We start from the raw sequence: 25,578 nt of genomic DNA on the forward strand, positions 1-25,578 counted from the left end.
GCCGACGCTACCAGCCCGAGCCGCCGCCACCACCGCCGCCGCCGCCCGACGAGCCGCCGCCCGACGATCCGGACCGTGATCCGGGTGCGGACGAGGCCGACGCCACCGTCTGCGACAGGCTCGATCCGAGCCGGTCGACGAGGCTCCCGGGATCGCGATGCGAGCTCGTCGCATACCAGGACGCGACCGCGGCCGAGGCGCCGGCTGCGGCGAGCACGCCGGCGAACTTCGCCGCCCAGGCATTCTCGACATCGAGCGCCACGGCATAGGGCAGGTAGCGCTCGAACAGCTCCGGCGTCTTCTCCGGCGGGTGGAGCACCTCGAGCCGATGCTCCTCGGCGGTGCCGAGATAGTGGCGGAAGCCGAAGATGGCGTCGCGCAGCTTCTGCCCGTCCGGCGTCGGGCTGCGCATCCAGCCGAAGGACGAGACGAGAACCGGCATGACGACGATCGGCAGAAGCAGCGGCGCGGCGTCGAGCGGCGCCCTGATCGTCGTTGCGAAGGCGACGAGGCCGGCGCCGAAGAAGGCGACCGCGAAGATACCCATCACGATCCAGGCGACGAGGCGGGTGAACAGCGACTGGCCCGTCTGGCCGGCATTGAGCCCGATGCCGACGACGATACCGGCCACCGACGCGAAGGCGAGGCCGAGCACCGCCGCGGTCCCCTGATCGGGGCCGAGCGCGACGATGAGGCCGGCCGCCGTCGCACCATAGACGAGCACCGTCAACAGGATGCCGAGCGCCAGCCAGCCAGCGTTCCAGTGGAAGATCGTGCCCGCATAGGCGCGCGCCAGCCCGCCCAACAATGCGCTGCGGGCGGCCTGCAGCTTCTGGTGATTGCGCTGGACGAGTTCGACCGTCATGGCGCCCCTGAAGAGCGCCGCCTCCATCGCCGCCTCCGCTTCGCCGATCGGGGCCGTGCCGGCCAGCCGCGAAATGGTCAGCGTCGGGCCGCTGTCGGCAAGCTTCAGATGGCCATGCACGCCGAGATCGAGCAGCGCGGCGGTGAAGGCGCGGTTGTCGAACGCCATGGAGGAAATATAGCGCGTGGCGGCCGCGCTGAGTCCCGCCGGCGGCGAGAACAGCGGCACCATCGGTCCGCGCGGCGGGTCGCGCCCGACCTTGAGCCAGGCGAGGGCGAAATAGCCGAGCGCACCGATGCTGCCGACGATCGCCGCGAGCGCGCCGAGATTGTCGTGCAGCCACCAGCCGGCCCGCCGCCCGAAGGAGGGTGCGTCGACGATGCCCTTCTGCCAGCTCGCCGCGACGGTCAGCCCCTCTCCGATGCCGAGCGGGCGTGTCGTGCGGAAGGTGACGGTCGCGGGATGGGCCGTGTCCCACATCACCGCGACGGCATGCTCGCGCGAGCCGGAGGCTCCCGTATAGCCGGCGAGATTCTGGAAGCCGACCGGCTCGGGGATGGTGATGCGCGCCTCGGCGCTCTCGATCGGAAACGTCCAGCCATTGCCGGTCGCGTTCCAGTAGAGCTCGTCGAAATCGGCGAAATAGCCGATCTGCCGCGTCGTCCGGTAGCGGATCGTGTAGTCGTGCGGGCCGTGGGACACCAGCCGGTCGGCCGAGCCGATGCGGATGCGGGTGCCGTTGGCGAGCGGCAGCAGTTCGTAGGGCTCGGGTTCGCCATCGAGCAGCACCGTCTCGACGGTGAAGCCCACGATGACCGACATGCCGCGGCCATCGACGTAGCGGGTCGGGAAGTCGCGGTTGATGCCGTGGCGGATCTGGTCGCCCTCGACATCGAAGCGGATGGTCTCGGTGACCAGAAGGTCGCCGCTCCGCTCGACCGCGACGTCGCTGAGGAAGGACAGGATCCGCTCTTCGGCCGCGGCCGGCAGCAGCGTCGCGACGAGGAGCAGCGCGGCGAGGAGGACGCGCATCATCCGCTGCAACCTCAGAACGCGACCTTGGGCGGTATCGAGGCGGCCGCGCGATCCTCGATCTCGTAGAACGGCTCCTCGCGGAAGCCGAGGCTCTGCGCGACCAGGACGGCCGGAAAGGACTGGATCGAGGTGTTGAGGTCGCGCACCGTCGCGTTGTAGTAGCGCCGCGCCTTCTGCATCTCGTCCTCGATGGCGGCGAGCTCGGTCTGCAACTGGCGGAAATTGGCGTCGGCCTTCAGCTCCGGATAGGCCTCGGAGATGGCGATCAGCCGGCCGAGCGCGCCCGAAAGCGCCTGGTCGGCCGCGGCCTGGCTGGTGACGTCGCCGGCGCGCATGCTGGCCGCGCGCTTTTCGGCGACATCCTCGAAGATGCCCTTTTCATGCGCCGCATAGCCCTTCACCGTCTCGACGAGATTGGGAATGAGGTCGGCGCGCCGCTTCAGCTGCACGTCGATGCCGCTCCAGCCCTCGCGGGCGAGATTGCGCTGCCTGACGAGGCGATTGTAGAGCGCGACGGCATAGAGGCCGACGGCGACGATGACGGCGATGACGATCAGCGTTGACATACCCGTTTCCCCGGACGGCGCGGCGCTCTTCCGGCGCCTCGGCCATGGTAGCGGTTCCAGAGGCGTTTGGCGCCCCCGCTCCAGCTGCTAGCCCGATCGTTCGACGTCCACTGTAACAGCGCTCACAGCCTATGCGCGGCGCGGACGCTCGGCGTTTCAGGACTGGCGGAAATAGGGCCGGTCCCTGAGCTTCAGGAAGGCAATCGGCATCGCCATCAGCAGCGCCCCGCCGACGATCGAACCGAGAAGCGTCCCGAGGCCGAGCGCCCCTTGCAGCGTGGCTTCGCGATAGGTGCCGATGGCGATCGGGTAGAACAGGATCACGGCGCTGATCAGCCCGGGCGAGAAGCGCCCGCGCGTCTTCAAGAACGGCCCGACATGAAAGAAGGTCGCGTTGATGAGGAGCAGCGCGGAATAGATCAACGGGATCAGAGTCAGACTGCCCGCCAGCTCGGCCTGGACGATGCCGAGGACGATCACGGCGCCGTTGACGACTCCGAAATCGGCCCATGTCACCGGCAGGCGGATCACCGCCCGCGCCCAATCGCGCCAGTTGAAGAAATACTCTTCGCAGATGTGGATCGTGTAGGCGCCGAGAGCGAGCCAGGCCCAGACGGTCAGAGTCAATATGGCCTCCTGATCCTCGGCGCCAGTGTGGCGCGGTTCAGCCGCCCTTGAGCGCGTTCAGCAGCGTCGTGTCGGGATAGGCGTCCGGCGGCAGGCCGAGTTCGAGCTGCGCCGCGCGGACGGCGGCGCGGGTGCCCGAGCCGATCATGCCGTCGGCCTTGCCGACCGGATGGCCGCGCTCCGCGAGCAGGCGTTGCAATTCCTGCACCTGTTTGAAGGTGAGAGCATCGACCTTGCCGCCGCGGCTGACCGGCGGCGCGCCGGCGAGGCGCGTCGCGAAATAGGCGGCCGTCAGCGAATAGACGAAGGACTGGTTCCACTGGAGATAGACGTCGAAATTCGCATAGCCGAGGAAGGCCGGGCCGTTGCGGCCCATCGGCAGGATCAGCGCGGCGGGGAGGCCCGCCGCGCCGAGCGTCGAGCCCGGCGCCGCGGTCACGCCGAGGCTCTGCCATTCGGCGACCGTCTTGCGGATCGAGAGGTCCGACTGCGACCAGTCCATGGTGGCCGGCACGCGCACCTCGGTCAGCCAGGGCTCGCCGCGCCGCCAGCCCTCGTGCACGAGCAGCGCCGCGGCCGAAGCGAGCACGTCGGGCGTCGAATGCAGCAGGTCGCGCTTGCCGTCGCCGTCATAGTCGACCGCGAAGTCCCGGTAGTGCGTCGCGAGGAACTGCACCTGGCCGAGTTCGCCGGCCCATGGCCCCTTCATTTCGGCGGCCGAGAGATCGCCGCGCTCGATGATGGTGAGCGCCGCCAGAAGCTGGTCGCGGAAGAGATCGGAGCGGCGGCAGTCATAGGCGAGCGTCGCCAGCGAGCGCAGCGTCGGAAGGTCGCCGAGATTGGCGCCGAAATCGGTCTCGAGGCCCCAGAAGGCGACGATCACCGGTGCCGGGACGCCATAGTCCTGGTCGATGCGGGCGAAGGTCTTCGCATTGCTCTTGATGAGCTGCGCGCCCTTCTGCAGGCGATACTTCGCGACCATGCGGTCCGAGAACTGCAGGAAGTTCTGCGCGAAGACGCTCTGCGCGCGGTCCTTTTGGACGACGTCCGGCGCGTAGGAGAGGCCGTCCAGCGCCTCGGAGACGGTCTGCGGCGAGATGCCGGCCGCGACCGCTTCGCTCTTGAAGGCGGTAAGCCAGGCCGGGAAGCCCGCGCCGTTGTTGCTGCAGGTCGCCGCGCCGGCCGCTCCGGCGGCGGTCGCGAGGCAAATGACGGTCAGCAGCCGCAAACCGGCCTTCAGCATGGGGAAACCTCCGAACGGCAAGTGATCGGCGACACCTGACATTCCCGCGCCGAGAATGCAATGCCGCCGGCCGTGGGAGAGGGTCGATCAGCCGCCTGCCGCCTCGCCGAACAGCGCGAGCAGCCCCTGCCAGCCGCCGGGCGAATCCAGCATCGGGCGCACGATCTCCGCCTTGTCGCCGAAGCGCTCGAGATCGCGGTGTTCGAGATCGACCCGCGTTCCGCCCTCGTCGAGCGGCGTGAAGCGGACCTCGACCTCGGTGAGGAGCGCGGCGTCGTAGCGCCAGTCGGCATCGATCTGCCAGGCAAGCAGCAGGCGAGCCGGCGGCTCATAGGCGAGAACCTTGCCCCAGAGGCATTCCTTGCCCCAGAGGCATTCCGACCCGTCCTCGCCGATCTCGTACCAGCGGCCACCGGCGGTCGGCTCCATCACGACGCGCCGCTGCGGCGATGTACCGACGGAATGGCTGCGCGGCCACCAGCGGTCCATGCCGGAGGCGAACACCTCGAAGGCGCGGGCGGGGTCGGCTCTGACGGTGACGGAACGGCGAACCGGCGCCGGGCGGATGATCGGGTTCACGTCGGGGTCTCCCTGCCTGCCGGCTCGTCGTCGCGGTCCGCCTCGGCGGCGAATGCGGCGAGCGCGTTGTCCCAGAACTGATCCAGCCAGCGGCGGATCTCGCCGAGGCCGGCCGGGTCGATGCGATAGATGCGCCTCGTCCCCTCCGCCTCGTCCCGCACCAGTCCCGCCTCCTTGAGCACCTTGAGATGCTGCGAGACCGCCGGCCGGCTGACCGGCAGGCCTTCGGCGAGCCGTCCGACGGGCAGCGGGCCACGGCCGAGGCGCACCAGAATGGCGCGCCGCATCGGGTCGCCGAGGGCGGCCCATCGATCTGATTGGTAAGTCATGACTTACGATAGCAGGATGGCTGCGGAGATCAAGCGCCTCCGGCGGCGGTCCTGTCGAAGGCGGCGACCATCCGTTTCGGCGCCGCGGCCCGCCAGGCGCGGGTCACCAGCGGGGCGAGGCGGTCTGGATCGGTGGCGGCGAGGCGGACGAGCACATAGGCATAGCCGCGATAATGGTCGGTGATGAAGAATGTCTCGGGCTCGAGTTCGATCAGGAAGTCGCGCTCGCCGCGGTCGCAGGGGAGGGCGAAGACGGTGCCCTCGTCGCGGATGCGGCCGAGGAAGCGCTTGCCGACGACGAAGGACATCGTCCCGTGATGCGTCGACTCCTGGACGCCGGGAAGCGCGAGGAAGAGACGGCGGAGATCGTCGGCGGTCACGGGCATGGTCTTGGCCAAACGCCTTCTGTCTCGGCTACTCCGCGGCAATCCTCGCAGCGTCCGTGTCGGCGAAGAAGAGCGCGCTGACGGATTCGCCGCAGTTGATGCGCCGCATGGCCTCGGCGAGCGCCGGCGCTACCGAGAGCACGGTCAGCTTCGGCACGCGCTTTGCCGCCGGTACGGGGACCGTATTGGTGCAGACGATCTCGACGATGTCGGGCTCGGCCGCGAGGCGGCCGATGCTCTCGCCAGCGAAGATGCCATGGGTCGTCGCGACGCGCACCGAACGCGCCCCGCCTGCCCGCAGATGCTGCAGGAGTTCCAGCACCGATCCGCCGCTCGCGATCTCGTCGTCGAGAACGATCACGTCGCGGTCGCGCACATCGCCGATGATCGCCGAGATGCGCACCTTGGTGTCGCTGATGCGTTCCTTCGCGCCGGCCGCGACTGGCGCATTCAGCCGCTTCGCGAAGGCGGCCGCGTTCTTCGCGTTGCCGAGATCGGGTGAGACGACCACGACGCGGCTGAGGTCATAGCCCTGGAAATGCGCCGCCAGTTCGTCGAGCGCGTGAAGCTGGTCGACGGGCACGCTGAAGAAGCCGTGCACCTGCGGCGAATGCAGCGTCATCGTCAGCACGCGATCCGCGCCGGCCGTCGACAGCAGGTCTGCGACGAGACGGCCGCCGAGCGAGATGCGCGGCGCGTCCTTCTTGTCCGAGCGGGCATAGGAGAAGTAAGGGATGACGGCCGTGATCCGCGCCGCGGAGGCGCCGCGCGCCGCGTTGAGCATCAGCATGAGCTCGAACAGGTTTTCCTGGACCGGCGCATTCAGCGGCTGGATGAGGAAGACGTCCTGGTCGCGGCAATTGGCCTGAAGCTGCACTTCGAGACAGTCGTTCGAGAAGCGCTTCAGCCGCGTCGGCAGCAAGGGGACATGGAGATGCGCGCAGATCTCCTGCGCGAGTTCGGGGTTGGCCTGGCCGCCGAAAACCGCAATCTCGCGCATGGACATGTCCTGCTGATGCTATGGCGGCCCTTTAGTGGATTCCCCGGGCACAATCAACGCGGTTCCGGCCCGGCGACCCGATATCGGCGGTCGCGGCCATGGTCGAACGCTCCCTAGCCGAGGCGGGCGCACCAGTCTCGCAGCGTGGCTTCGATGGAGGCAGCGGCGGTGCCGTCGCCCTCGAAGGCCCACCAGATCAAGGCGCCCTGCCAGAGGGCCGACATCTCGCGGGCGCGGTCTTCGCGCGGGCCAACCGCGTCCGCAAGCCTTGGCGCCAGAAGGGCGGTGAGGCGCGCGCGCCATTCGGCGCCGCGCAGGCGAAGCTCGGGGTCGCGAAGATCCTCCCGCAGCAGCAGCAGCTGGTCGGCAAAGGCGTCGCCCTCGGGATAGTCGGCGGAAAGGCGCACCAGCATCGCCACCGCGCCCTCGGGCGTCGGCGGCGTCGCCGCCGCGGCCGCCTCCGTTTCCGCGTCGAGCAAGTCCCAGGCCCTGACGAGTGCCACCTTGAGGAGGGCCGCCTTGCTGCCGAACCGCTGGACGAGCGTCGCGGGGGCCAGCTGCGTCGCCGCGCTCACGGCGGCGAATGTCACGGCCTCTGGCCCGCCATGGATCATCAGCGACAGGGCGGCATCCAGAAGATCGGTATCCGAGACGGAGCGGGGGCGGGCCACTTGACCATCCATTAGTGAATGAATATTCGTTTATAAATCATGAGCGCTGGAGGCGACGATGGCAACCATCCGAGGCTATATGGGCGTGAGCCTCGATGGCTATATCGCGGCCGCAGACGGGGGCATCGACTGGCTGCGGAAATACGACGCCGTCGATCTCGGCGAGCGGGCCTATGACCATTTCATTCGCGACATCGGAACCGTCGTCATGGGACGGGCGACCTACGATGCGATCACCACGCTCGGGATCGGCTGGCCCTATGGCGCGCAGCGCGCCCTGGTCGTGACCAGCCGGCCGCTCGCCGATCCGATCGGCGCCCTGGAGCTCCGGGGCGGCGACATCGACGCGCTGGTCGCGGAGTGTCGGGACTTCGCAGATGGCGATGTCTGGATCGTCGGCGGCGGACGGCTGCAGCAGGCCTTCATCGAGCGGGGCGCGCTCGACCGGCTGGAACTCTTCGTCGTGCCGGAGATCGTCGGCGGCGGCCATCCGACCTTCCCGCCGAACGGTTTCGCGCGCAGCCTGCGCCTTGCCGGCGCGGCGCCGCTCGCCGCCGGCATCGTCTGGTTCGATTATCGCTTCGACCCGCTCACGCCGCCTGGCGGCGCTGGTAGTCCTTGATCTCGGTGGCGACGATATCGGGCGAGCGGTCGAGTTCGTAGCGCAGCTCGAAGGCCGAGGGGGCCATGAAGACCGGCGCGCCGTCGAGATCGGAGGCCATCGAGCCGCGATGGCGCTCGATGAAGGTCTCGAGCTTGTCGCGGTCGTCGGAGGAGATCCACCGGCACACCGAGAAGCGCGAGGATTCGAAATCGATCGGCAGGCCGTATTCGGCCTGCATCCGCTCCTTGAGCACGTCGAGCTGCAGCGCGCCGACCACGCCGACGATCGCCGGCGAGCCGTCATGCGGCACGAAGACCTGCACGACGCCCTCTTCGGCCATCTGCTGCAGCGCTTCCTTCAGCTTTTTCGCCTTCATCGGGTCCTGCAGGCGGATGCGGCGCAGGATTTCCGGCGCGAAGCTGGGCACGCCGCGGAAGACGAGGTTCTCGCCCTCGGTCAGCGTGTCGCCGATGCGGAGCGTGCCGTGATTGGGAATGCCGACCACGTCGCCGGCGAAGGCTTCGTCGGCGAGCAGGCGGTCCTGCGCGAAGAAGAACTGCGGCGCCGAGAGCGGGATCGGCTTGCCGGTGCGCACGAGGCGCGCCTTCATGCCGCGCTGCAGCCGGCCCGAGCAGACGCGCAGGAAGGCGATGCGGTCGCGGTGGTTCGGATCCATGTTTGCCTGGATCTTGAACACGAAGCCGGACATCTCCTTCTCGGTCGGCTCGACCAGCCGGCTCTCGGCCTGCTGCGGACGGGGCGGCGGCGCGAAGGCGGCCAGCGCGTCGATGAGGTCGCGCACGCCGAAATTCCTCAGTGCCGAGCCGAAATAGACCGGCGTCAGATGGCCTTCGCGGAAGGCCTCCATGTCGAAGCCGTTCGCGGCGCCCTCGATGAGCTCCATTTCCTCGCGGAAGGTCGCGACCGCCTCGGGCGTCGTGAGCCCGTCGATATAGGGATCGTTCGGCCCGCTCACGACATGCGGCTCGGCATCGGTGTCGATGCGGCGCACGCGACGCCCGACGATGTCGTAGGTTCCGGCGAAGTCGCGGCCGCGGCCGATCGGCCAGGTCATCGGCGCGGTGTCGAGCGCCAGCGTCTTCTCGATCTCGTCGAGCAGGTCGAAGGGATCGCGGCTTTCGCGGTCGAGCTTGTTGACGAAGGTGACGATCGGAATGTCGCGCAGGCGGCAGACCTCGAACAGCTTGCGGGTGCGGTCCTCGATGCCCTTCGCCGCGTCGATCACCATGACGGCCGAGTCGACGGCGGTCAGCGTGCGGTAGGTGTCTTCCGAGAAGTCCTCGTGGCCGGGCGTGTCGAGCAGGTTGAAGATCGCGCCGCCATATTCGAACGTCATCACCGAGGTGACGACCGAGATGCCGCGCTCGCGCTCGATGTTCATCCAGTCCGAGCGGGTCTGGCGGCGGTCGCGCTTGCCCTTCACCTCGCCGGCGAGCTGGATCGCGCCGCCCATCAACAGCAGCTTTTCGGTCAGCGTCGTCTTGCCCGCATCGGGGTGCGAGATGATGGCGAAGGTGCGACGGCGGTCGACGGGTCCTGCGGATGCGTCCATGGGCTCGTTGTCGGGCAATGTTGGCTTTGGCCGGCATGGTTAGACGACCGCGCCGCGAAAGGCCAGTCCTCAGCGCTTCCGGATGATGGCGGCCAGCCCGAGGGCGAGCCAGCCGAAGATCATCGCCGTGCCGCCCCAGGGGGCCGCGAAGGCGAGGGCCGCGCTGCCGGAGAGATCGTGAAAGGCGAGCGCGCCGGCAAAGACGAGGAGGCCGGCGGCGATGACGAAGCCCGCCAGCAGCATCGGCCGGCTGGCCGCCCGTCCATGAAGGCCGAGCGCGAGCAGGGCCGGCGCCTGCGCCATCGCGATCTGCCCGGCGGTCGCGAGACGTTCGGCGCCGGCGATATGGGCGCCGGCCGCCGCGAGGGCGACACCGGCGGCGCCGGCGAGGCCGGCTGCGAAGAGGAGGATGCGGTCCATGGCGCGGATATCCCTGCTTGGTGCTGGCGCGACCGTAGCTCCCGCCCTAAGTTGCGTCACGATCCCTAAAATCGATTCAGGAGGACCAGCATGATCGTCGTGACGGGTGGCAGCGGGCTCGCCGGGCGGGCCGTGATCGAGGATCTCGTTTCGCATGGTTACGACGTGACGTCGATCGACAGCGCGCCGCAGCCGGCGGGGCAGGGCGTGAAGTTCTCGCGCGCCGACCTGACCGATTTCGGCGAGACCATGGCCGCGCTCTCGGCGATCGACGAGCGCGTCTCGAACGTGACCGGCATCGTGCATCTCGCGGCGATCCCGGCGCCCGGCCTCGCGCCGAACCATGTGATCTTCGAGACCAACATGATCTCGACCTACAACATCTTCGAGGCGGCGCGCGTGCTCGGCATCCGCAATGTCGTCTGGGCGTCGAGCGAGACGGTGCTCGGCCTGCCCTTCACGACGCCGCCGCCTTATGTGCCGGTCGACGAGGAGTATCGCGGCCGGCCCGAGACGGCCTATTCGCTGTCGAAGTTCCTCTCCGAGGAGATGGCGAAGGAGTTCTGCCGCTGGGACCCGTCGTTCAAGATCTTCGGCCTGCGCTTCTCCAACATCATGGCGCCCTACCGCTATTCCGAGTTCCCGGATTTCGACAAGGACGTGAACGCGCGCAAATGGAACCTCTGGGCCTATATCGACGCGCGCGACGCCGCGCAGGCCGTTCGCCTCGCGCTCGAATCGAAGCTGACCGGCGCCGAGGTGTTCATCATCGCCAACGAGGACGGCGTCATGAGCCGGCCGAACGACGAGTTGCTCGACACCGTCTTCCCGGGCGTGACGCGCAAGCGTGCCTTCGGCCCGCACGAGACGCTGCTCTCGATCGACAAGGCCAAGAAGGTGCTCGGCTACAAGCCCGCCTATAACTGGCGCTGACGCGCGCTGAGGGCGGCCGCGCGCCGCCCTCAGTCCGCCAGTTGGCCGGCGGTCAGGTTGAAGATCTCCGCCGTCACCGAGGCGGCGTAGTCGGAGGCGAGCAGCACCGCGGCGCTGCCGACATCGGCGAGCGGCGGCAGTCGGCCGAGCATGGTCGAGGCGCCGTAGCGGGCGTCGAGTTCGGCGCGGGGGATGCCCTCCCTGGCCGCCTGTTCGTCGAAGAGGTCGGAGAGGCCCGGCGCATCGGGCGATCCGGCCGAGCGGATGCAGGCGACGCGGACATTGTGCGGCCCGAGCTCGGCCGCGAGCTGACGGCAGAGCGCCTCGATCGCCGCGCAGGCGACGCCGAAGCCGCCGGTCGTCGGCGACGGGTTGCGGGCGCATTGGGCCGTCAGTGCCAGGATCACGCCGCTTCGCTGCACCGACATCCGCCGTGCCGCCGCCGTCGCCGTGAGGAACTGCGTCCGCATCGCGCGCTCGATCGGCTGCATGAAATGCGCGGCCGGCATCGCGGCGAGCGCCGTGCCCTGGATGTCGGCGACATCGATCAGGTTGAACGATATGTCGACGCGGCCGAAGCGCTCGATGATCGCCGCCATATGGCGTTCGACGGCGTCGGCATCCAGCGCATCGACCGCCATCGCCGCGGCATGGCCGCCCTTGTCCCAGATCCGGCAGGCCACGCGCTCCAGCGTCGCCGCCGTCCTGCCCGCCAGCACGACATGGGCGCCGTGCCGCGCGAATGCCTCGGCGACCGCGCTGCCGACCGCGCCGCCGCCGCCATAGATGACGGCCACTTTTCCTCCCAGCATGTCGTCCTCCGCCTGCGTCTGCGGCAAGGACGAACGGAGAGGGGGCGTTCCGACAGAGCGGGTCCGCTTCCGGCGATGGGCTGGCGAGGCCTTGCTCAGAAGCGGACGGACAGAAGGCCGTTCAGCCCGTTGGACTGGCCGTTGTCGGCGAAGGCGCCGCTGTAGCGGATGTCGGCCGCGACAGCCTGGCCGAACCGGTAGCTGGCACCGAGGTCGACGATCGCCGCGTTGCGTCCGATCGCCGGTCCGACGACCGCGAAGGGGTCATCGCCGGCAGCGAAGGCGAGGGTCGAAACGGGAGTGACGTCGCCGAAGGCATAGCGCCAGCCGAGATTGCCGCTGAGCGAGAGTGCGTCGGAGACGATCGGCAGCGGTGCCTCGACGCGCAGGCCGAGCGTCGAATACGTGTTCGACAGGCTGCCCGGCTCGATCGCCAGCGCAGCTGCGCCGCCGATCTCCTCCGCGTCGTCGAGATTGGCGTGCACATAGGCGAGCCCGGCATAGGGCTCGATCCGGGCGACGCCGAGCGCGACATGATGCGAAACCTCGGCGAAAAACTGTCCGGTCCCGCCATCGACATCTGCGGCGAGAGAATCGGAGAACGTCGCCATCGTCACTGTCCGCGACGTTGCCATGTCCTGCCATTCATACGCCCCGCCGAAGCGCAACGCGACCGGCCCGAGCGCCGCGCCTCCATAGAACGCGAGGTCCCAACTCGTCATCGAGGCGGACGAGCCGAGCGCCGATTGCGCATAGCTGGTCGAGCCATATCCGCCCGCGATGCCGAGACGCAAACCGTCGGTCACCTTGGCATCGGCGCCGGCGACAAAGCCGCCGCTGTCCCGAGACAGTTCCGCGGTATTGCCCGATGCATCCGTTTCGCCCCAGTAGCCGTAGCCCTGCATCCAGACGGAGGATTCGAGGCCGGGCGCCAGAGCCGCCGTGGCGGGACCGGCGCCGTTGCTGCTGTCTTCATCCGCCTGCCGCAGACGGGCGCCGACCGCGTCTCGCAGCGTCGCCGATTGCTCCTGCATCACGGTGAGCGTCGCTGGATAGATCTGCCCGGACAGCTGGTCGAAGGCGAGACCGGCAGTCTGCAGATTGAGTACCGATGCGGCGGCGAGCAGGCGATCCGATTCCGGATGCGCGGCGAGCGCCGCGGCGACGGCATTCTGGTTTTCCGTGCCCCATCCTGACGTGATCGCGGCAAGATCGGGAACCGACGAGGCGATCACGCTCGTTGGCGTCGTTGTCACCGCGATATCGAGGAAGGGATAGGCGGATCCGAAGGGGTCGTTGACGGATGTGAAGGAGCCCGTGATGCCGCCGCCGGCGACGAGAACCGTGTAGCTCGATGGCATGTCGAGCGTTCCCGGCGCTGCGATAAGGTCGAGCGCGCCCCCGAGCGCCGCGGATCCGCCGACGTAGATCCGGTCGCTCTGGCCCGAGGCGCCGATTCCTGCCTCGTAGGTTGAGCCGGCCGAGAAGGTGGCGGCGCCCGAGACCGTGAGATTGCCAAGGCCACCCGCCTGGCCCGGGGCGACGACGCCCGCATTCGCGAGCGAGGCCATCGTGCCGGTGCCCTGCAGGCGGCCGCTGTTCGTGACCGATCCGTCGATGAGTCCGTCATTGTCGAGAAGGCCGGAAGATACGACGTCGCCGATGACCGAACCGCCGGACGCGTTGATCATGGATCCGGCATTGAGCACGCCGCCTGCCAGCATGCCGCCATTGACCAGCGTGCCGAGATTGACCACTGGGCCGTTCACGGAGACGAAGGTCCCCTGATTGATCATGCTTGCCGCGGGGGCGACCTGATAGCCGCCGCCACTGATGAAGGCCCCGGCTTCGCCGATGGCGAAGTCGCCGCCGAGCGTGCCCGATAGAGCGAGTATGCCGCCGGTGACGGTCGTCCCGCCCAGATAGCTGTTGGTGCCGCCAAGCACCAGCGTGCCGGAACCGGCCTTGGTCAGGCCGCCGGGGCCGTCGATATCGTTGCTCCAGAAGTCGATGGCATTGAAGCCGCCGCGAGTGGCGTCCATCGTCACGACAACGTCGTTCTCGAAGCTGCCATAGCCGCCGGCGGCGGCATAGAGGTTCAGGCGCGCCCATCCGGTCGCATGGTCGTCGAGCGGCACGCCAGACGGCAGCTCGGTCGAGGCGAGCACCGCGCGGCGCTGCTCCGCGGAGAGATAGGGAAAGCGCGTGGCGATCAGCGTTTCGGCGTTCGCCGGCACGATGGGCTCGTCGGTCGTGGAGCCGACCGAGGGCAAGCCATAGGTGATCGAGGCGATATGCGCGGCGTTGGCCGCGGCCAGATCGACGGGATCGGGGAAGGCTCCGCCGGCGACGCAGCCGACGGCGTTCGAAACGCCGCCTGCGCAGGACGCGTAGGGAGTCGAGACCGTCGATCCGAGCATCGCATGCAGCTCGGCCGAGGCCGCGTCGATCAGGGTGCCGAAATTGGAGGAATAGCTCGGATTGTTCGAGAGCAGCTGCACCATGTCGTAGGTCGCGACGATGCGGCCGCCGATCACGTCGGTGGGATAGTGAAGGCCGAGAACGTTGCGGCTGAGCCCGAACTCCTGCGCCGCCGTCATCAGCGGCTGATACTGCTCCGGAAGCAGCACGGCATAGAGCAGGGCTGTGGTGTAGCCCGCCGTCGTATGCCCGCTCTGGAAGGCGGCCTGGCCCTCGTTGTCCTTCCACTGTTCCTTCTGATTCTCTGCGAGGTCGTGCGGGACACCCTCGATCTTGGACCACGGCGTATCGGCGATCGCCGACGAGGTGAGATAGGGCCGCGGATCGAGGGCAGCGCCTGGATGTCCGGGCAGCAGGCCATAGGCGAGGCCATAGGTGTTGCCGGTGGCGTAGGCATCCTTGATGGCGCTGATCTGCAGCGTGCCGTTGAGCGGCGCGTTCAGGAGATCGACCACGCTTCCCGGCAGCAGTTGGGCGCCGGAGAGCCCGGCCATCGCCGCCCCGGTCTCGGTCGGCACCATGTTCCAGATATGCTCCGAGATCACCGGCGGGACGAAGATGTCCTCGGAGTTCGGCACGGCGATCGATTTCTGCTCGGGCGTCGATGTCGCGTAGATCTGCTCGATGGCCGCCATGTTGGCGTCGAGCAGCGCGCGTCCCTCTTGCGTCGACAGGAGATTGCCGAATGTGGAGACGGCGTCGATCTGTCCGGCCTGCTGAACGCTGGCGCAGGTGCTGCTGACGCAAACCTCGACCGAGCCGAAATCGGCCGTTTGGGCAAGGGCAGGTGTGGCGGCGAGCAACGCTGTCAGGGCAAGCGCGACGCCGGCGCCGTCCCGCGCGCACGACATGAGCCCCTTGCCAGCCGGTAGTGCGAACGGCGCCGCGCGCACGGGTCTCGTCATTCCGGTGCCTTTCGTGAATGCGGGTCGGAGAACGCACCGCCTCCGGCGAAATACGCACCGGCGAGGACAGTATAGAAGTGTTCACTTTCATACATAACGGCTCGCGAAGCCGGTCGTTATGATGAATCGACAGTAGAAATACTGTTCTGGGAGACTAGAGTGTACGAAAGCATTGCGGCAAGCGCCTGCGCTTGCAGCGCTCGCCACATTCTGCAGGCTTGACAAAAATGACACAGTGCCGCGGGTGTGGCGCCGCGGCCAGTGTGCCGCGCGGCTACACCACCGCCGTCACGCCACCGTCGACATAGAGGATGTGGCCGTTGACATAGCTCGACGCGTCGGAGGCGAGGAAGATCGCGGCGCCCGCGAGTTCCTCGAGTTCGCCCCAGCGGCCCATCGGCGCGCGCTGGGCGAGCCAGGCGTGGAAGCTCTCGCTCTCGACGAGGGCGCGGTTGAGTTCGGTCTTGAACCAGCCCGGTCCGATGCCGTTCACATTGATGCCGTAGCGGGCCCATTCGGCGCACATGCCCTTGGTCATCATCTTGATGGCGCCCTTCGAGGTCACATAGGGCGTGATCGTCGCGCGGCCGAGCTCGCTCGTCACCGAGCAGATATTGATGATCCGGCCTTTGCGGCGCGGGATCATGTGGCGGGCCACCGCCTGGCCGACGATGAACGGCGCATCGACATTCGTTTCCAGCACGCGGCGGAAATCCTCGAGCGGAAACTCCTCGAGCGGCAGGCGCTTCTGCAGGCCGGCATTGTTGACGAGGATGTCGATCGGCCCGATCTCGGCCTCGATCGTCGCGACGGCCTCGGTGACCGCGCCCTGATCGGTGACGTCGAAGACGGCCGTCTCGATCCGCTCGACGCCGGCTTCCCGAAGCGTGCCTGCGGCATCGTGCAGGGCCTCGGCGCTGCGGCTGTTGAGGATGACGGTCGCGCCGGCCTCGCCGAGGCCGCGGGCGATGGCGAGCCCGATGCCGCGGCTCGAACCGGTCACCAGGGCCACGCGTCCGGTCAGGTCGAATAGTCTTGTCGCCATGCTTGCTCCTCCGAGGCGCGCCTGCCGGCGCCGCTATCCTGATAGCCGCTTGACGCTGGCACGGCCAGCGCGCACATGCTCGACCTTAAATCGATTCATCCTCGCAAGGAGCCCGCCATGCCCCATGTCGCCGCGCCGAACCGCTACGACACGATGACCTATAACCGCGTCGGCCGCAGCGGCCTGAAGCTGCCGGCGATCTCGCTCGGGCTCTGGCACAATTTCGGCTATGACGGCCGCGTCGAGACGATGCGTGCGATGTGTCATCGCGCCTTCGATCTCGGCATCACGCATTTCGATCTCGCGAACAATTACGGCCCGCCGCCCGGATCGGCCGAGGAATTCTTCGCGACCATCATCAATGGCGACTTCAAGCCCTATCGCGACGAGCTGATCGTCTCCACCAAGGCCGGCTATTACATGTGGCCGGGACCCTATGGCGAATGGGGCAGCCGGAAATACCTGGTCGCGAGCCTCGACCAGAGCCTTCGCCGCATGAAGATGGACTATGTCGACATCTTCTATTCGCACCGCTTCGACCCCGACACCCCGCTGGAGGAGACGATCGGCGCGCTGGACGCGATCGTCCGCCAGGGCAAGGCGCTCTATGTCGGCATCTCGTCCTATTCCTCGGCGCAGACTCGCGAGGCGCAGTCGATCGCCCGCCGGCTCGGCACGCCGCTGGTGATCCATCAGCCGCGCTATTCGATGCTCGACCGCTGGACGGAGCGCGACAACCTGCTCGACACGCTCGAGGAGGAGGGCATGGGCTGCATCGTGTTCTCGCCGCTCGAGCAGGGCGTGCTGTCCAACCGCTATCTCAAGGGCATCCCCGACGACAGCCGCGTGCGCCACTCGCATTTCCTGCAGGAAAAGTCGCTCTCCGAGCAGAATCTCGCCCGCATCGCCGCGCTCGACGCCATCGCCCGGCGGCGCGGCCAGACGCTGGCGCAGATGGCGCTCGCCTGGGTGCTGCGTGACCGGCGCATGACCTCGGCGCTCATCGGTGCCAGCAAGGTGGCGCAGATCGAGGACGCCGTCGGCGCGCTCGCGAATGTCGAGTTCAGCGCCGAGGAGCGGGCCGAGATTGACACGCATGCGATCGACGGCATGCTGCGCGCATGACCATCTCGCGGCGTGGGGGCGCGATCGATGTCGGACGGCTTGTTGCGTCTCGCCGCGCTCGGGAAGGCGGCGAGGAACGCGCTCGAGGATGACCTGCTGCCGTTCTGGCACCGGATGGAAGACAGGGCGCATGGCGGCCATTTCGCCGCGATGAGCCATGACGGCGTCGTCGACCGCAAGGGTCCGAAATCGACCGTCTTCGTCGCGCGCATCCTGTGGACGATGTCGGAGGCCGGCCGTTCGCTCGGCTCGGCGTCGTCGATCGAACAGGCCCGCCATGCCGCCCGCTTCCTGCTCGACCGTCTGGCCGACCGGGAAACGGGCGGTTTCTTCTGGTCGGTGACGCATGACGGCCGGCCGCAGGAGGCCGACAAGCATCTCTATGCGCATGCCTTCGCGATCTACGGGCTCTCCGCCTTCGCCGCCGCGACGGGAAGCGCCGAGGCGCATGACGCGGCCGTCGAGACTTTCGGGCTGATCGAGGATCGCGCCCGGACGGCGCGCAGCGGCTATCGCGAGGCCTTCGACCGGCTCTGGAGGCCGATCGACAACGGGCGGCTGGCGCCTGGCCACGCCGGCGCCGCGCGGACGATGAATTCGCACCTCCATCTCCTGGAGGCCTATACCGCGCTGGCCGCGCTGACGGGGGAGGAGACGCACCGGTCGGCGCTCGCCGATCTTCTCGATCTCATCCTCCGCCGCTTCCTCGCGCCCGGCGGGAGCCATGCCTTCTCGATGCTGGACGACAAGCTGTCGCCGCTCGCGGGACCGATCTCGATGGGCCATGACATCGAGACCGCCTGGCTGATCGACGCGGCGGCCGATGTGATCGGCGACGCCGCGCTCTCCGGGCGGACGCGCACCGCATCGGATGCGCTGATCCGAAGCGCCAGCGAGTTCGGCTATTGCGGCGCGCGGGGGTTCCTCACGGAGCGCGGGCCGGACGGAACGGTCGATCCCTGGCGCGTCTGGTGGGTGCAGGCGGAAGCGGTGGTCGGCTTCGTCAACGCTTTTCAGCGTACCGGCGACGAGGCGATGCTCGCCCGCGCCGAAGTCATCTGGGACTATGCGGAACGGGTGATGCGCGACCGCCGTCTGGGCGAATGGCACTGGCGCGTCGATGCCACGGGGCGGCCCGATCACAGGAAGCCCAAGGTCGAGCCGTGGAAGGAGCCCTATCACCAGGCGCGGGCATGCCTCGAACTGATGCGGCGATCGGGAGCGATCAGATGACGCCGGCCTTGTCGGCGAAGTGGAACATCTCGAGGCCGCCGTCGAAGATCATGCGCGCCGCCACCCAGGCGATGACGAGCAGGCCGACATAGGCGATCCACGGCGCGCGCTTCATGATGCGGGCAACGAAGTTCGCCGCGACGCCCATGAGGGCGACCGAGAGCACGAGCCCGACGATGAGCACCCAGGTGTGGTCGCGCGCCGTGCCGGCGACGGCCAGCACGTTGTCGAGCGACATCGAGACGTCGGCGATCACGATCTGGCTGAGCGCCTGGCCGAGGGTCTTGGTGCCGGTCGTGGCCGGTGTGTCCTCGAGCGCGGCATGCGCCTCCTCGGACTCGAGATGGTGGCCGCTGCGGATCTCGCGCCACAGCTTCCAGCAGACCCAGAGCAGAAGGATGCCGCCCGCCAGCGTCAGGCCGATGATGCCGAGCAGCTTGGTCGCGAAGAAGGCGAACATGATGCGCAGCGCCGCCGCCGCGCCGATGCCGATGATGATCGCCTTGCGGCGCATGTCGGGCGGCAGGCCCGCCGCCGCCATGCCGACGACGATGGCATTGTCACCGGCCAGTACCAGGTCGATGAGGACGACGGTCGCGAGCGCGATCAGTTCGGCACTGACGAAATCCATCAACAATCAGACCTCGGAAGGATCATGCGGCGGGGTGTGAGCCCTATCTGGGGCTGAAATCGGCCATTGTCCAGCGAAACGCTGTTACGCCGCACTCAGGCAGGAACCGGCGCGGCGGGGTCGATGAGGCCTTCCGTCTTGAGGTCGCTCCACAGCGAGGCCGGAATTTCCGCTTCGAACCAGTCGACGATCTGGTCCACTTCCGCGGCCGAACGCGGGCCGGGAATGACGCTGGCGACAGAGGGATGGCCGAGCGGGAAGGCGAGGGCGGCGGCGGGAAGCGCGACGCCGTGCGCGTCGCAGACGGCGGCAATCCGTCTCACCCGGTCGATGATCGGCTGCGGCGCGCGGGAATAGTTCCAGGTATCGCGTCCGGCGAGGATGCCGGAATTGAACGGGCCGCCGACGATGATCGAGGTGCCGGCCCGCTCGCAGAGCGGCAGCAGCGTCGTAAGAGGCTCCTGCTCCAGCAGCGTGTAGCGGCCGGCGAGCAGGAACGCGTCCCAGTCGCCATGCTTCATCGCCTCGACGAGCACCTGCCATTCGTTGACGCCGATGCCGATCGCCTTCACGGCGCCGGAGGCGCGCAGCGCGTCGAGCGCCTTGTAGCCACCCTGCATCGCGACGGGGAACAGCTCGGCGTTCTTCTCGGTGCCGTGCGTGTCGCTGCCGATGTCGTGCAGCAGCAGGAGGTCGATATGGTCGAGGCCGAGCCGCTGCAGGCTGTCCTCGAAGGAGCGCATCACGCCGTCATAGGAATAATCGTAGACATGCTCGAAGGGGAGCGGATCGATCCACTGGTCGCCGGCATCCTGCGGCGTCGTGCGCGGCCTCAGCAGCCGGCCGGCTTTCGTGGACAGCACCCAGCCGGAGCGGCCGCGCAGCGTGTCGCCGACGAGCCGTTCGGAGCGGCCATAGCCGTAATAGGGCGCGGTGTCGAAGAAGCGGATGCCGCGCTCATAGGCGCGGTCGACGATCGCGGCGGCGTCGGCATTGCTGATGGGCGGGCGCACATTGCCGCCGAGCGTCGCGGTGCCGAGGCCGAGCGTGGTGAGGCGTGCCGCCGTTCGGCCGGCCGGGCGGGTATCGATGGTCATGGCTCTCTCCCTCTTGCGACCAACGCTCTACCGGCCGGGGCGGGCGCGAGGCAAGGCCGTTGGCGGTCGTCGAGGGGGCCGATGCGCCGCTTGGGCATCGCGGCTCATCGCGCGTAAGCTCGCCGGGCGCGAAAGGGAGGAGAGCGATGCTGTCGATTCGGGTGATGACGCCGGCCGAGCTCGACATTGCCATCGGCTGGGCCGCCGAGGAGGGCTGGAATCCCGGCCTCGGCGACGCGCTGCCCTATCGGGCGGCCGATCCCGACGGTTTCCTGATGGGGTTCATCGGCGACGAGCCGGTGACGGCGATCTCGGTCGTCGCCTATGGCGCCCATTTCGGCTTTCTCGGCTTCTATATCTGCCACCCCGGCTTCCGCGGCCTCGGCTACGGCATCCAGACCTGGCATGCCGGCATCGACCGGCTCGGGACGCGGACGATCGGCCTCGACGGCGTCGTGGCGCAACAGGACAATTATCGCGAATCCGGCTTCATGCTGGCGCATCGCAACATAAGGTTCGGCGGGCGGGTCGCCGTGGAGGCACCGGACGATCCCCGCCTCGTGCCCGTGACACCGGCTTTGACGGCCGCGGTGGCCGCCTGCGACGCGGCCTTCTTTCCGGGCCCGCGCGGCGCGTTCCTGCATCTGTGGCTGAACGGGGAGGGCGGCCGTTTCGCCGTCGCCTTCGTCGAGGGCGGCCGCGTGACCGGCTATGGCGTCATCCGCCCGGCCGTCACCGGCTTCAAGATCGGCCCGCTCTTCGCGCCGCATGAAGAGGCCGCCGAGCTGATGTTCCGCGCGCTCGCGGCGCGGGCCGGCGGCGAGCCGGTCTTCATCGATCCGCCCGAGCCGAACGCCGCCGCGCTGGCGCTCGCGGACCGCCATGGCCTCGCGCCCGCCTTCGAGACCGCGCGCATGTATCGCGGCGCCGCGCCCGAGCTGCCGCTGGCCTCGATCTATGGCATCACCAGCTTCGAGCTCGGCTGAAGGCGGTCGGACCAATGCGGCTCCTGCCCGTCCTCGCCGGTCTCGCCGGCATCCTGCTTCTCGCTGCCGGAGCCGGGGCGGCGGAGGAGCGGGCGGTGATCCCGCTGCATGCGCGGCCGGGGCCGAGCGGTTTCGCGAACATCATGACGGTCGCGGTCGGTGGTGGCGCGCCGCATGACGTACTCTTCGACACCGGCTCGAACGGGCTGCGCATCCGCGCCGAGGCGGTCGGTCCGGAGGTCCGGCTGACCGACATCCCGATCACCTATTCCTACACCAGCGGCAATGTGCTCAGGGGCGTGCTGGGCTATGCACGGGTCGCGTTTCCGGGCGCCCGGCCGGCGGTCGCGACGCCGCGCGAGATCGCGATCCAGGTGGTGCAATCCGTCACGTGCAAGGCCGACAAGCCGCGCTGTCCCGGCTGGCCGAAGAGCCAGGCCGGCGTGCTCGGCGCCGCCTATAATCCGACGCCCATCTTCAATCCGCTCGCGCAGCTCGAAGGCCGTCTCGCGGACGGTTTCGTCGTGGTCGCCGACGATCTGGCGCGGCCGGGCATCGCGCCGCATGTCATCGTCGGACCGGACGAGGCCGATCTCGCCGGCTTCTCCTTCGCGCCCTTCGATGCCTGGACGGGCGGCAGCCAGCCGGACGGCCTCAGGGCGTGGAACACGAAGAGCGTGATGACCTGCTTCTCCGTCGACCGGGGGCCCGAGCGCTGCCACGGCACGGTCTTCGATACCGGAGCGGGCAATGGCAGCTTCGAGGTACCCGACCATCCGGTGGGACGGACCGTCCGGCCCGGCAGTCTCGTGACGACCCGCGTGCCGGAAGCGGGCATGACGCTTTCGATCGTCGCCGGCTCGGCGCACTGGACCAACCGCTACCGCTTCGCGCCGCCGCATGGCAGCGTGAAGGGCTTCAATTCCGGCGGCCTCGTCTTCCGCCACATGCAGATCGCCTTCGATGCCGTGAAGGGCCGGATCGGCTTCAAACGGCCCTGAACTCAGCCGACGCGGCGCATGTGATTGTCGAACTCGACGCCGGCGGCGCGCACGATCGGCGTCAGCCCCGGATCGTCGACGCCGACGAGGCGGCCGTCACCGGCGCTGGCGACGAATTCGTGCCCGACCGCGCCGGCGATGCCGCAGCCGTCGCGCAGCGCATGGACCTTCGCGAGGGAATGCCGCTCGGCATCGAAGACGAAGACGGTGCCGCCGATCGGCGAGGTGACGGCGACGGCTGTGCCGTCGCGGCTCGCCGTCACCGAGCCGATATAGTTGCGGGCGAGCGGCGCAATATCGTCGGGGAAGGCGATCAGGTCCGCCTTGTCCTCTCCGCCCGGGCCGATCCGCCCGACGAGCGGCGGGCGGCGGGTGCGCTCGCCTTCCCACTGGCAGCCGAACCACAGCGCACCGGCGCCGTCGAAGGCCATGTGCCGGGTCGAGAGGCGGTTGAGGCTCGCGTCGAGCCGCGTCTCGCCGATGCGATCGCCGGTGCCGCTGTCGATGCGCACGATGGATGGACGCATCTCGGAAAGGTCGATCTTCTGGCGGCCGAATTCGGGATGGGTCTCGATGCCGCCATTGGCGACCACGAGCGTCTTGCCGTCGGGCGCGAGCAGGATCTCGTGCGAATCCATGCCATGCGTCTCGAATGCGCCGATGCGCCGCCCGCCGTCCGCGACGTCGTAGACGCCGACCACGCCGCGCGGCCGCTCGCCGAGAAAGGCATTCTCCGTCGCGTAGAGCAGCCTGCCATCGGCCGAGAAGATGCCATGGCCGAAGAAGTGATGTCCCTCGGGCGGATTGATGGTGGCGAGGGGTGCGAGACGGTCGAGATCGACGATGACCGCGAAATAGCCCGGCCGGCGCGCGAAGGCGGCGACGCGCCGCCGCTCCCGGTCGACGGCGATGTCATGGCCGCGTCCCGCGAGCGGCAGTCGCCCGATCTCGCTTCCGTCCTCGCCGATCACCAGCAGCGCGTGAAGCCGTGGTCCGACGCGGACGGAACTGACATAGGCCGGCCGATCGACGAGGCCTTCCTCGGCCGTGCGGATGCGGAGCAGCCCCGCCATGCCGTCCTGGAACCGGCGAAGCGCGCCCGCCATCAGTCGCCGTCCAGCGCGTTGAAACCGGGCGAGATGCCGGCATCGGTGGGAAAGCGGTAGCCATAGAGGTCTTCGAGCCCCTTCAGCGCGTCGAAGGCGGCGCGCAGATGCGCATAGGCCGCCTCGCTTGCGAAGGCGTCCTGCCAGCTGGCATTGGCGGCGAGCCCCGCCTGGTAGGCCGAAAAGCCCTTGATGCTCGCGGCGCCGAGGCGCGGCGCCTCGGACGGCACCAGCGAGAAGAGGTCGGCCTTGCCGGCGAGATCCTCGATGCTCCGGCCGGACGCCGCGAGATAGGCGAGCGCGTTGCCCGAGGGGACGAAGGCGGCGCGCGCGGGCTTGGCCGAGGCGAAATCGGTGCCGATTGCCGGCAGCATCCGCTGGTCTCGCACCTGCAGGAGGCCGGTCGTGATCGCCTTCATGATCTCGATCACCGGTTCCTCGGCGTCGCGATAGACGATGTTGCTGCCGCCGGGCGTGCGCATCAGCGTCGCCCAGCCGCCTTCCCGGGTCCAGCCGTCCAGGGTTTCGGTCGCGATGGTCTCGAGATTGCCGGCGATGGCGGCGGCCAGCTTCCAGCGATAGGCGCGCGTCTCGGCGTCGCGCGATGCGCCGAAGACGAGGCTCTCATAGGCCGGCATGCCCTGGACGGCGGCCGAGAGCCTGGCGATGGCGCCGGGCTCCAGCAGGGCGGTGTCGGTCTCGGCGAGCATGCGGCGAAGCTGGCGCGCCCCGGTTCCGTGACGGTCGGGATAGTAGGAAAAGCGCTCGATCCTTCCCTTCTCGGCCATCGGGCCGAAGCGGAGGAAGTCGACGCGGGCGAAGGCGGCGACCGTCGCGGCGAAAGCCTCGCGCACCGCCGCGGGCGGCTCGGCAGGCGCGTCAGGTGCAGCGGCGACCGTCGCGGCCCGCAAGGCCGCGCTCGCCTCGACCAGGCTGCGATAGGCCGGAAGGAGATAGCCCTCGATGGCCCGGTCGGTCACCGCGTCGAGTTTCTCGGGCGTGATCGGCGTCGGCGCCACGGCGACCGGCGGCGCCTCGACGTCGTCGCCCGACGCGAACGCCTTGCGCACGAGGAGCGCCAGCGGCGAGAGCAGGAGGAGCCTCTTCGTGATCTCGATCATAACCGTCCCAGAAATTCGATGAGCTTCGCCCGATCGGCATCCGACAATGCGTCATAATTGGCACGGGCGCGTGACGCTTCGCCGCCATGCGCGCGCACCGCGTCGTCGAGTGTCGCTGCCCGCCCGTCATGGAGATAGCGCGTCTCTCGCCCTTGGCGAAGGGAGAGCGCGATCAGGGGCGGCGTGCGCCATTCCCCCGAGGCGACATTTCTCTCTCCGACGCCGTCGTCGAGCCCGGCGCCCATGTCGTGCAGCAGGAGATCGCTGTAGAGCGTCACCGCCCCGCCGCCGCGCTTCGGCATCGCGGGCACATGGCAGGCCGCGCAGCCGGTGCTCGCGAAGATCGCGGCGCCCGGCTCGCTCGCGGCCGGGAGGTTCGGCGCCGGCAGTCCGTCGAGATAGGCCGTGATGAGCCCCACCATCTGGCGCGAGATTTCCTCGCCGTCGAAGCTGGCGTCGCGCCCGTCCGGCGCGGCGAGGCATGCCGCCTCCGCCGTCGTGCAATCGCCGGCGGGATGGGGCGCGAGCGGGCTGGAAAGGCCGATATCCAGCATGAAGGCATCGGCGATCTGCTGGTCGAGCGTCGCGGCCGACGCCTTCCAGCCATAGCGCCCGACATGGCCGCCCGCGAGGATGCGGGCGCGGCCGCGCACGCCGTCGCCGTCGCGATCGTCCGGATCGGCGCCGGCGAGGATCGCGGCCTCGTCGACCAGCCCGATCCGGCCGATGCCGGCAAGCGGCGGGGCGAGGCGCGGTCCGAGCTTCGTTGCCGGCGCCGGCGCGCCGAAGGCCGGCAGGAAGTCGGCCACCGTCGGTCCGCCGGGCGTCACGCTGTAGGCGACGGTACCTTCGCTTTCGAGGCCATGCACCGCGCGGGGCTGGATCTGCCTGCCATAGACGGGATCGCCGTTGCCCGCCGCATCGCCGAGGCGGGTGGCGAGACCGCGCGCCGTCACGGTGCCGTCCTCGGCAACGCTCATGCGCGCGGCGAAGGCCTTGCCCATATGGCAGCTCGCGCAGCTCTTTTCGTTGAAGAGCGGGCCGAGACCGTCATTGGCGAGCGTCGACGACGGCGCGGCGACCCACAGCCGGTCGAACAGCGCCTTGCCCGCCGCCCGCTCGAGTCCGTCGGCAAGGGCGAGCGCCGGCAGGGCAGCGGCAGCCGCCAGCACCAGGGCAAGGCGGCGCATGCTCACGCGCATGC

Annotated in this window: 25 protein-coding genes; 6 read left to right on the forward strand and 19 right to left on the reverse strand. The window is 68.9% G+C overall.

Translation table 11 applies throughout. The features are described 5' to 3' along the window. Positions 1 to 7: 7 nt before the first annotated feature. From QO015_RS18915 to QO015_RS18955, 9 genes are all read right to left on the reverse strand, one after another. Positions 8 to 1,900 carry a DUF2207 domain-containing protein gene (locus QO015_RS18915; protein WP_266283549.1) on the reverse strand — a complete coding sequence of 631 codons (1,893 nt, stop codon included), beginning with the start codon at positions 1,898 to 1,900 and terminating at the stop codon, positions 8 to 10. 11 nt (positions 1,901 to 1,911) lie between these two features. Beyond that, positions 1,912 to 2,466, reverse strand: a complete 555-nt coding sequence (locus QO015_RS18920) for a LemA family protein (protein WP_266283550.1) — start codon at positions 2,464 to 2,466, stop codon at positions 1,912 to 1,914. A 156-nt stretch (positions 2,467 to 2,622) separates the two neighbouring features. Continuing rightward, positions 2,623 to 3,093, reverse strand: a complete 471-nt coding sequence (locus QO015_RS18925; protein ID WP_266283551.1) for an HXXEE domain-containing protein — start codon at positions 3,091 to 3,093, stop codon at positions 2,623 to 2,625. 37 nt (positions 3,094 to 3,130) lie between these two features. Next, positions 3,131 to 4,336: a lytic murein transglycosylase gene (locus tag QO015_RS18930; RefSeq protein ID WP_266283552.1), complete on the reverse strand. Its 1,206-nt coding sequence runs from the start codon at positions 4,334 to 4,336 to the stop codon at positions 3,131 to 3,133. Between the two features lie 87 nt (positions 4,337 to 4,423). Then, the gene (locus QO015_RS18935) at positions 4,424 to 4,915 is read right to left on the reverse strand and encodes an SRPBCC family protein (protein WP_266283553.1); all 492 of its coding nucleotides are present in this window, start codon (positions 4,913 to 4,915) and stop codon (positions 4,424 to 4,426) included. Further along, complete coding sequence (locus tag QO015_RS18940; RefSeq protein ID WP_266283554.1) at positions 4,912 to 5,244, reverse strand: ArsR/SmtB family transcription factor; 333 nt, start codon at positions 5,242 to 5,244, stop codon at positions 4,912 to 4,914. The genes QO015_RS18935 and QO015_RS18940 overlap by 4 nt, the downstream gene beginning before the upstream one ends. Positions 5,245 to 5,273: 29 nt before the next feature. Beyond that, complete coding sequence (locus QO015_RS18945) at positions 5,274 to 5,642, reverse strand: MmcQ/YjbR family DNA-binding protein (protein WP_266283555.1); 369 nt, start codon at positions 5,640 to 5,642, stop codon at positions 5,274 to 5,276. A gap of 16 nt (positions 5,643 to 5,658) precedes the next feature. Next, on the reverse strand, positions 5,659 to 6,630 hold the full coding sequence (locus QO015_RS18950) for a ribose-phosphate diphosphokinase (protein ID WP_266283556.1): 972 nt from the start codon (positions 6,628 to 6,630) through the stop codon (positions 5,659 to 5,661). 113 nt (positions 6,631 to 6,743) lie between these two features. Then, complete coding sequence (locus QO015_RS18955) at positions 6,744 to 7,301, reverse strand: TetR family transcriptional regulator (RefSeq protein WP_266283557.1); 558 nt, start codon at positions 7,299 to 7,301, stop codon at positions 6,744 to 6,746. Between the two features lie 58 nt (positions 7,302 to 7,359). On the opposite strand from QO015_RS18955, the gene QO015_RS18960 reads away from it, so the two are divergent. Beyond that, complete coding sequence (locus QO015_RS18960; RefSeq protein WP_266283558.1) at positions 7,360 to 7,923, forward strand: dihydrofolate reductase family protein; 564 nt, start codon at positions 7,360 to 7,362, stop codon at positions 7,921 to 7,923. Here QO015_RS18960 and QO015_RS18965 read toward each other — a convergent pair. Beyond that, positions 7,892 to 9,478: a peptide chain release factor 3 gene (locus QO015_RS18965; protein WP_266283559.1), complete on the reverse strand. Its 1,587-nt coding sequence runs from the start codon at positions 9,476 to 9,478 to the stop codon at positions 7,892 to 7,894. The two genes, QO015_RS18960 and QO015_RS18965, sit on opposite strands and share 32 nt — an antisense overlap. 69 nt (positions 9,479 to 9,547) lie before the next feature. After that, on the reverse strand, positions 9,548 to 9,898 hold the full coding sequence (locus QO015_RS18970; protein WP_266283560.1) for a DUF423 domain-containing protein: 351 nt from the start codon (positions 9,896 to 9,898) through the stop codon (positions 9,548 to 9,550). Between the two features lie 90 nt (positions 9,899 to 9,988). On the opposite strand from QO015_RS18970, the gene QO015_RS18975 reads away from it, so the two are divergent. Further along, a complete protein-coding gene (locus QO015_RS18975; RefSeq protein ID WP_266283561.1) occupies positions 9,989 to 10,831 on the forward strand; it encodes an NAD-dependent epimerase/dehydratase family protein in 843 nt (280 codons plus the stop codon). A gap of 29 nt (positions 10,832 to 10,860) precedes the next feature. On the opposite strand, the gene QO015_RS18980 is transcribed toward QO015_RS18975, so the two are convergent. From QO015_RS18980 to QO015_RS18990, 3 genes are all read right to left on the reverse strand, one after another. Then, the gene (locus QO015_RS18980) at positions 10,861 to 11,643 is read right to left on the reverse strand and encodes an SDR family NAD(P)-dependent oxidoreductase (protein WP_266283562.1); all 783 of its coding nucleotides are present in this window, start codon (positions 11,641 to 11,643) and stop codon (positions 10,861 to 10,863) included. Positions 11,644 to 11,738: 95 nt separating this feature from the next. After that, positions 11,739 to 15,029 carry an autotransporter domain-containing protein gene (locus QO015_RS18985; RefSeq protein ID WP_266283563.1) on the reverse strand — a complete coding sequence of 1,097 codons (3,291 nt, stop codon included), beginning with the start codon at positions 15,027 to 15,029 and terminating at the stop codon, positions 11,739 to 11,741. A gap of 274 nt (positions 15,030 to 15,303) precedes the next feature. Then, positions 15,304 to 16,074, reverse strand: coding sequence for a glucose 1-dehydrogenase (locus tag QO015_RS18990; RefSeq protein ID WP_266283564.1), 771 nt, complete (start codon positions 16,072 to 16,074; stop codon positions 15,304 to 15,306). Positions 16,075 to 16,191: 117 nt separating this feature from the next. Between QO015_RS18990 and mgrA the strand changes: the two genes are divergently transcribed. Together mgrA and QO015_RS19000 are read left to right on the forward strand one after the other, a co-directional pair. Continuing rightward, positions 16,192 to 17,199 carry an L-glyceraldehyde 3-phosphate reductase gene (mgrA, locus tag QO015_RS18995; RefSeq protein WP_266283565.1) on the forward strand — a complete coding sequence of 336 codons (1,008 nt, stop codon included), beginning with the start codon at positions 16,192 to 16,194 and terminating at the stop codon, positions 17,197 to 17,199. A gap of 27 nt (positions 17,200 to 17,226) precedes the next feature. Continuing rightward, positions 17,227 to 18,432: an AGE family epimerase/isomerase gene (locus QO015_RS19000; protein WP_266283566.1), complete on the forward strand. Its 1,206-nt coding sequence runs from the start codon at positions 17,227 to 17,229 to the stop codon at positions 18,430 to 18,432. Here QO015_RS19000 and QO015_RS19005 read toward each other — a convergent pair. Then, the gene (locus QO015_RS19005; protein ID WP_370877437.1) at positions 18,425 to 19,063 is read right to left on the reverse strand and encodes a TerC family protein; all 639 of its coding nucleotides are present in this window, start codon (positions 19,061 to 19,063) and stop codon (positions 18,425 to 18,427) included. The two genes, QO015_RS19000 and QO015_RS19005, sit on opposite strands and share 8 nt — an antisense overlap. 95 nt (positions 19,064 to 19,158) lie before the next feature. Beyond that, complete coding sequence (locus QO015_RS19010; protein WP_266283569.1) at positions 19,159 to 20,160, reverse strand: aldo/keto reductase; 1,002 nt, start codon at positions 20,158 to 20,160, stop codon at positions 19,159 to 19,161. Between the two features lie 146 nt (positions 20,161 to 20,306). On the opposite strand from QO015_RS19010, the gene QO015_RS19015 reads away from it, so the two are divergent. Beyond that, positions 20,307 to 21,146, forward strand: coding sequence for a GNAT family N-acetyltransferase (locus QO015_RS19015; protein ID WP_266283571.1), 840 nt, complete (start codon positions 20,307 to 20,309; stop codon positions 21,144 to 21,146). A 14-nt stretch (positions 21,147 to 21,160) separates the two neighbouring features. Further along, entirely contained in the window at positions 21,161 to 22,147 is a 987-nt protein-coding gene (locus tag QO015_RS19020; RefSeq protein WP_266283573.1) for a hypothetical protein, read from the forward strand. A 2-nt stretch (positions 22,148 to 22,149) separates the two neighbouring features. Here the strand turns inward: QO015_RS19020 and QO015_RS19025 are convergent, their stop codons facing one another. From QO015_RS19025 to QO015_RS19035, 3 genes are read right to left on the reverse strand one after another with little or no spacing between them, the layout of a single operon-like run. After that, the gene (locus tag QO015_RS19025) at positions 22,150 to 23,253 is read right to left on the reverse strand and encodes a DUF1513 domain-containing protein (protein WP_266283575.1); all 1,104 of its coding nucleotides are present in this window, start codon (positions 23,251 to 23,253) and stop codon (positions 22,150 to 22,152) included. Next, positions 23,253 to 24,374 (reverse strand): imelysin family protein, encoded by a 1,122-nt coding sequence (locus tag QO015_RS19030; RefSeq protein WP_266283576.1) that lies wholly within the window; start codon positions 24,372 to 24,374, stop codon positions 23,253 to 23,255. Before QO015_RS19030 ends, QO015_RS19025 begins: the two co-directional genes overlap by 1 nt. Then, positions 24,371 to 25,576, reverse strand: a complete 1,206-nt coding sequence (locus QO015_RS19035; protein WP_266283577.1) for a di-heme oxidoredictase family protein — start codon at positions 25,574 to 25,576, stop codon at positions 24,371 to 24,373. The genes QO015_RS19030 and QO015_RS19035 overlap by 4 nt, the downstream gene beginning before the upstream one ends. Positions 25,577 to 25,578: the final 2 nt, after the last annotated feature.

Source organism: Kaistia geumhonensis (assembly GCF_030815145.1).
Classification (GTDB): domain Bacteria; phylum Pseudomonadota; class Alphaproteobacteria; order Rhizobiales; family Kaistiaceae; genus Kaistia; species Kaistia geumhonensis.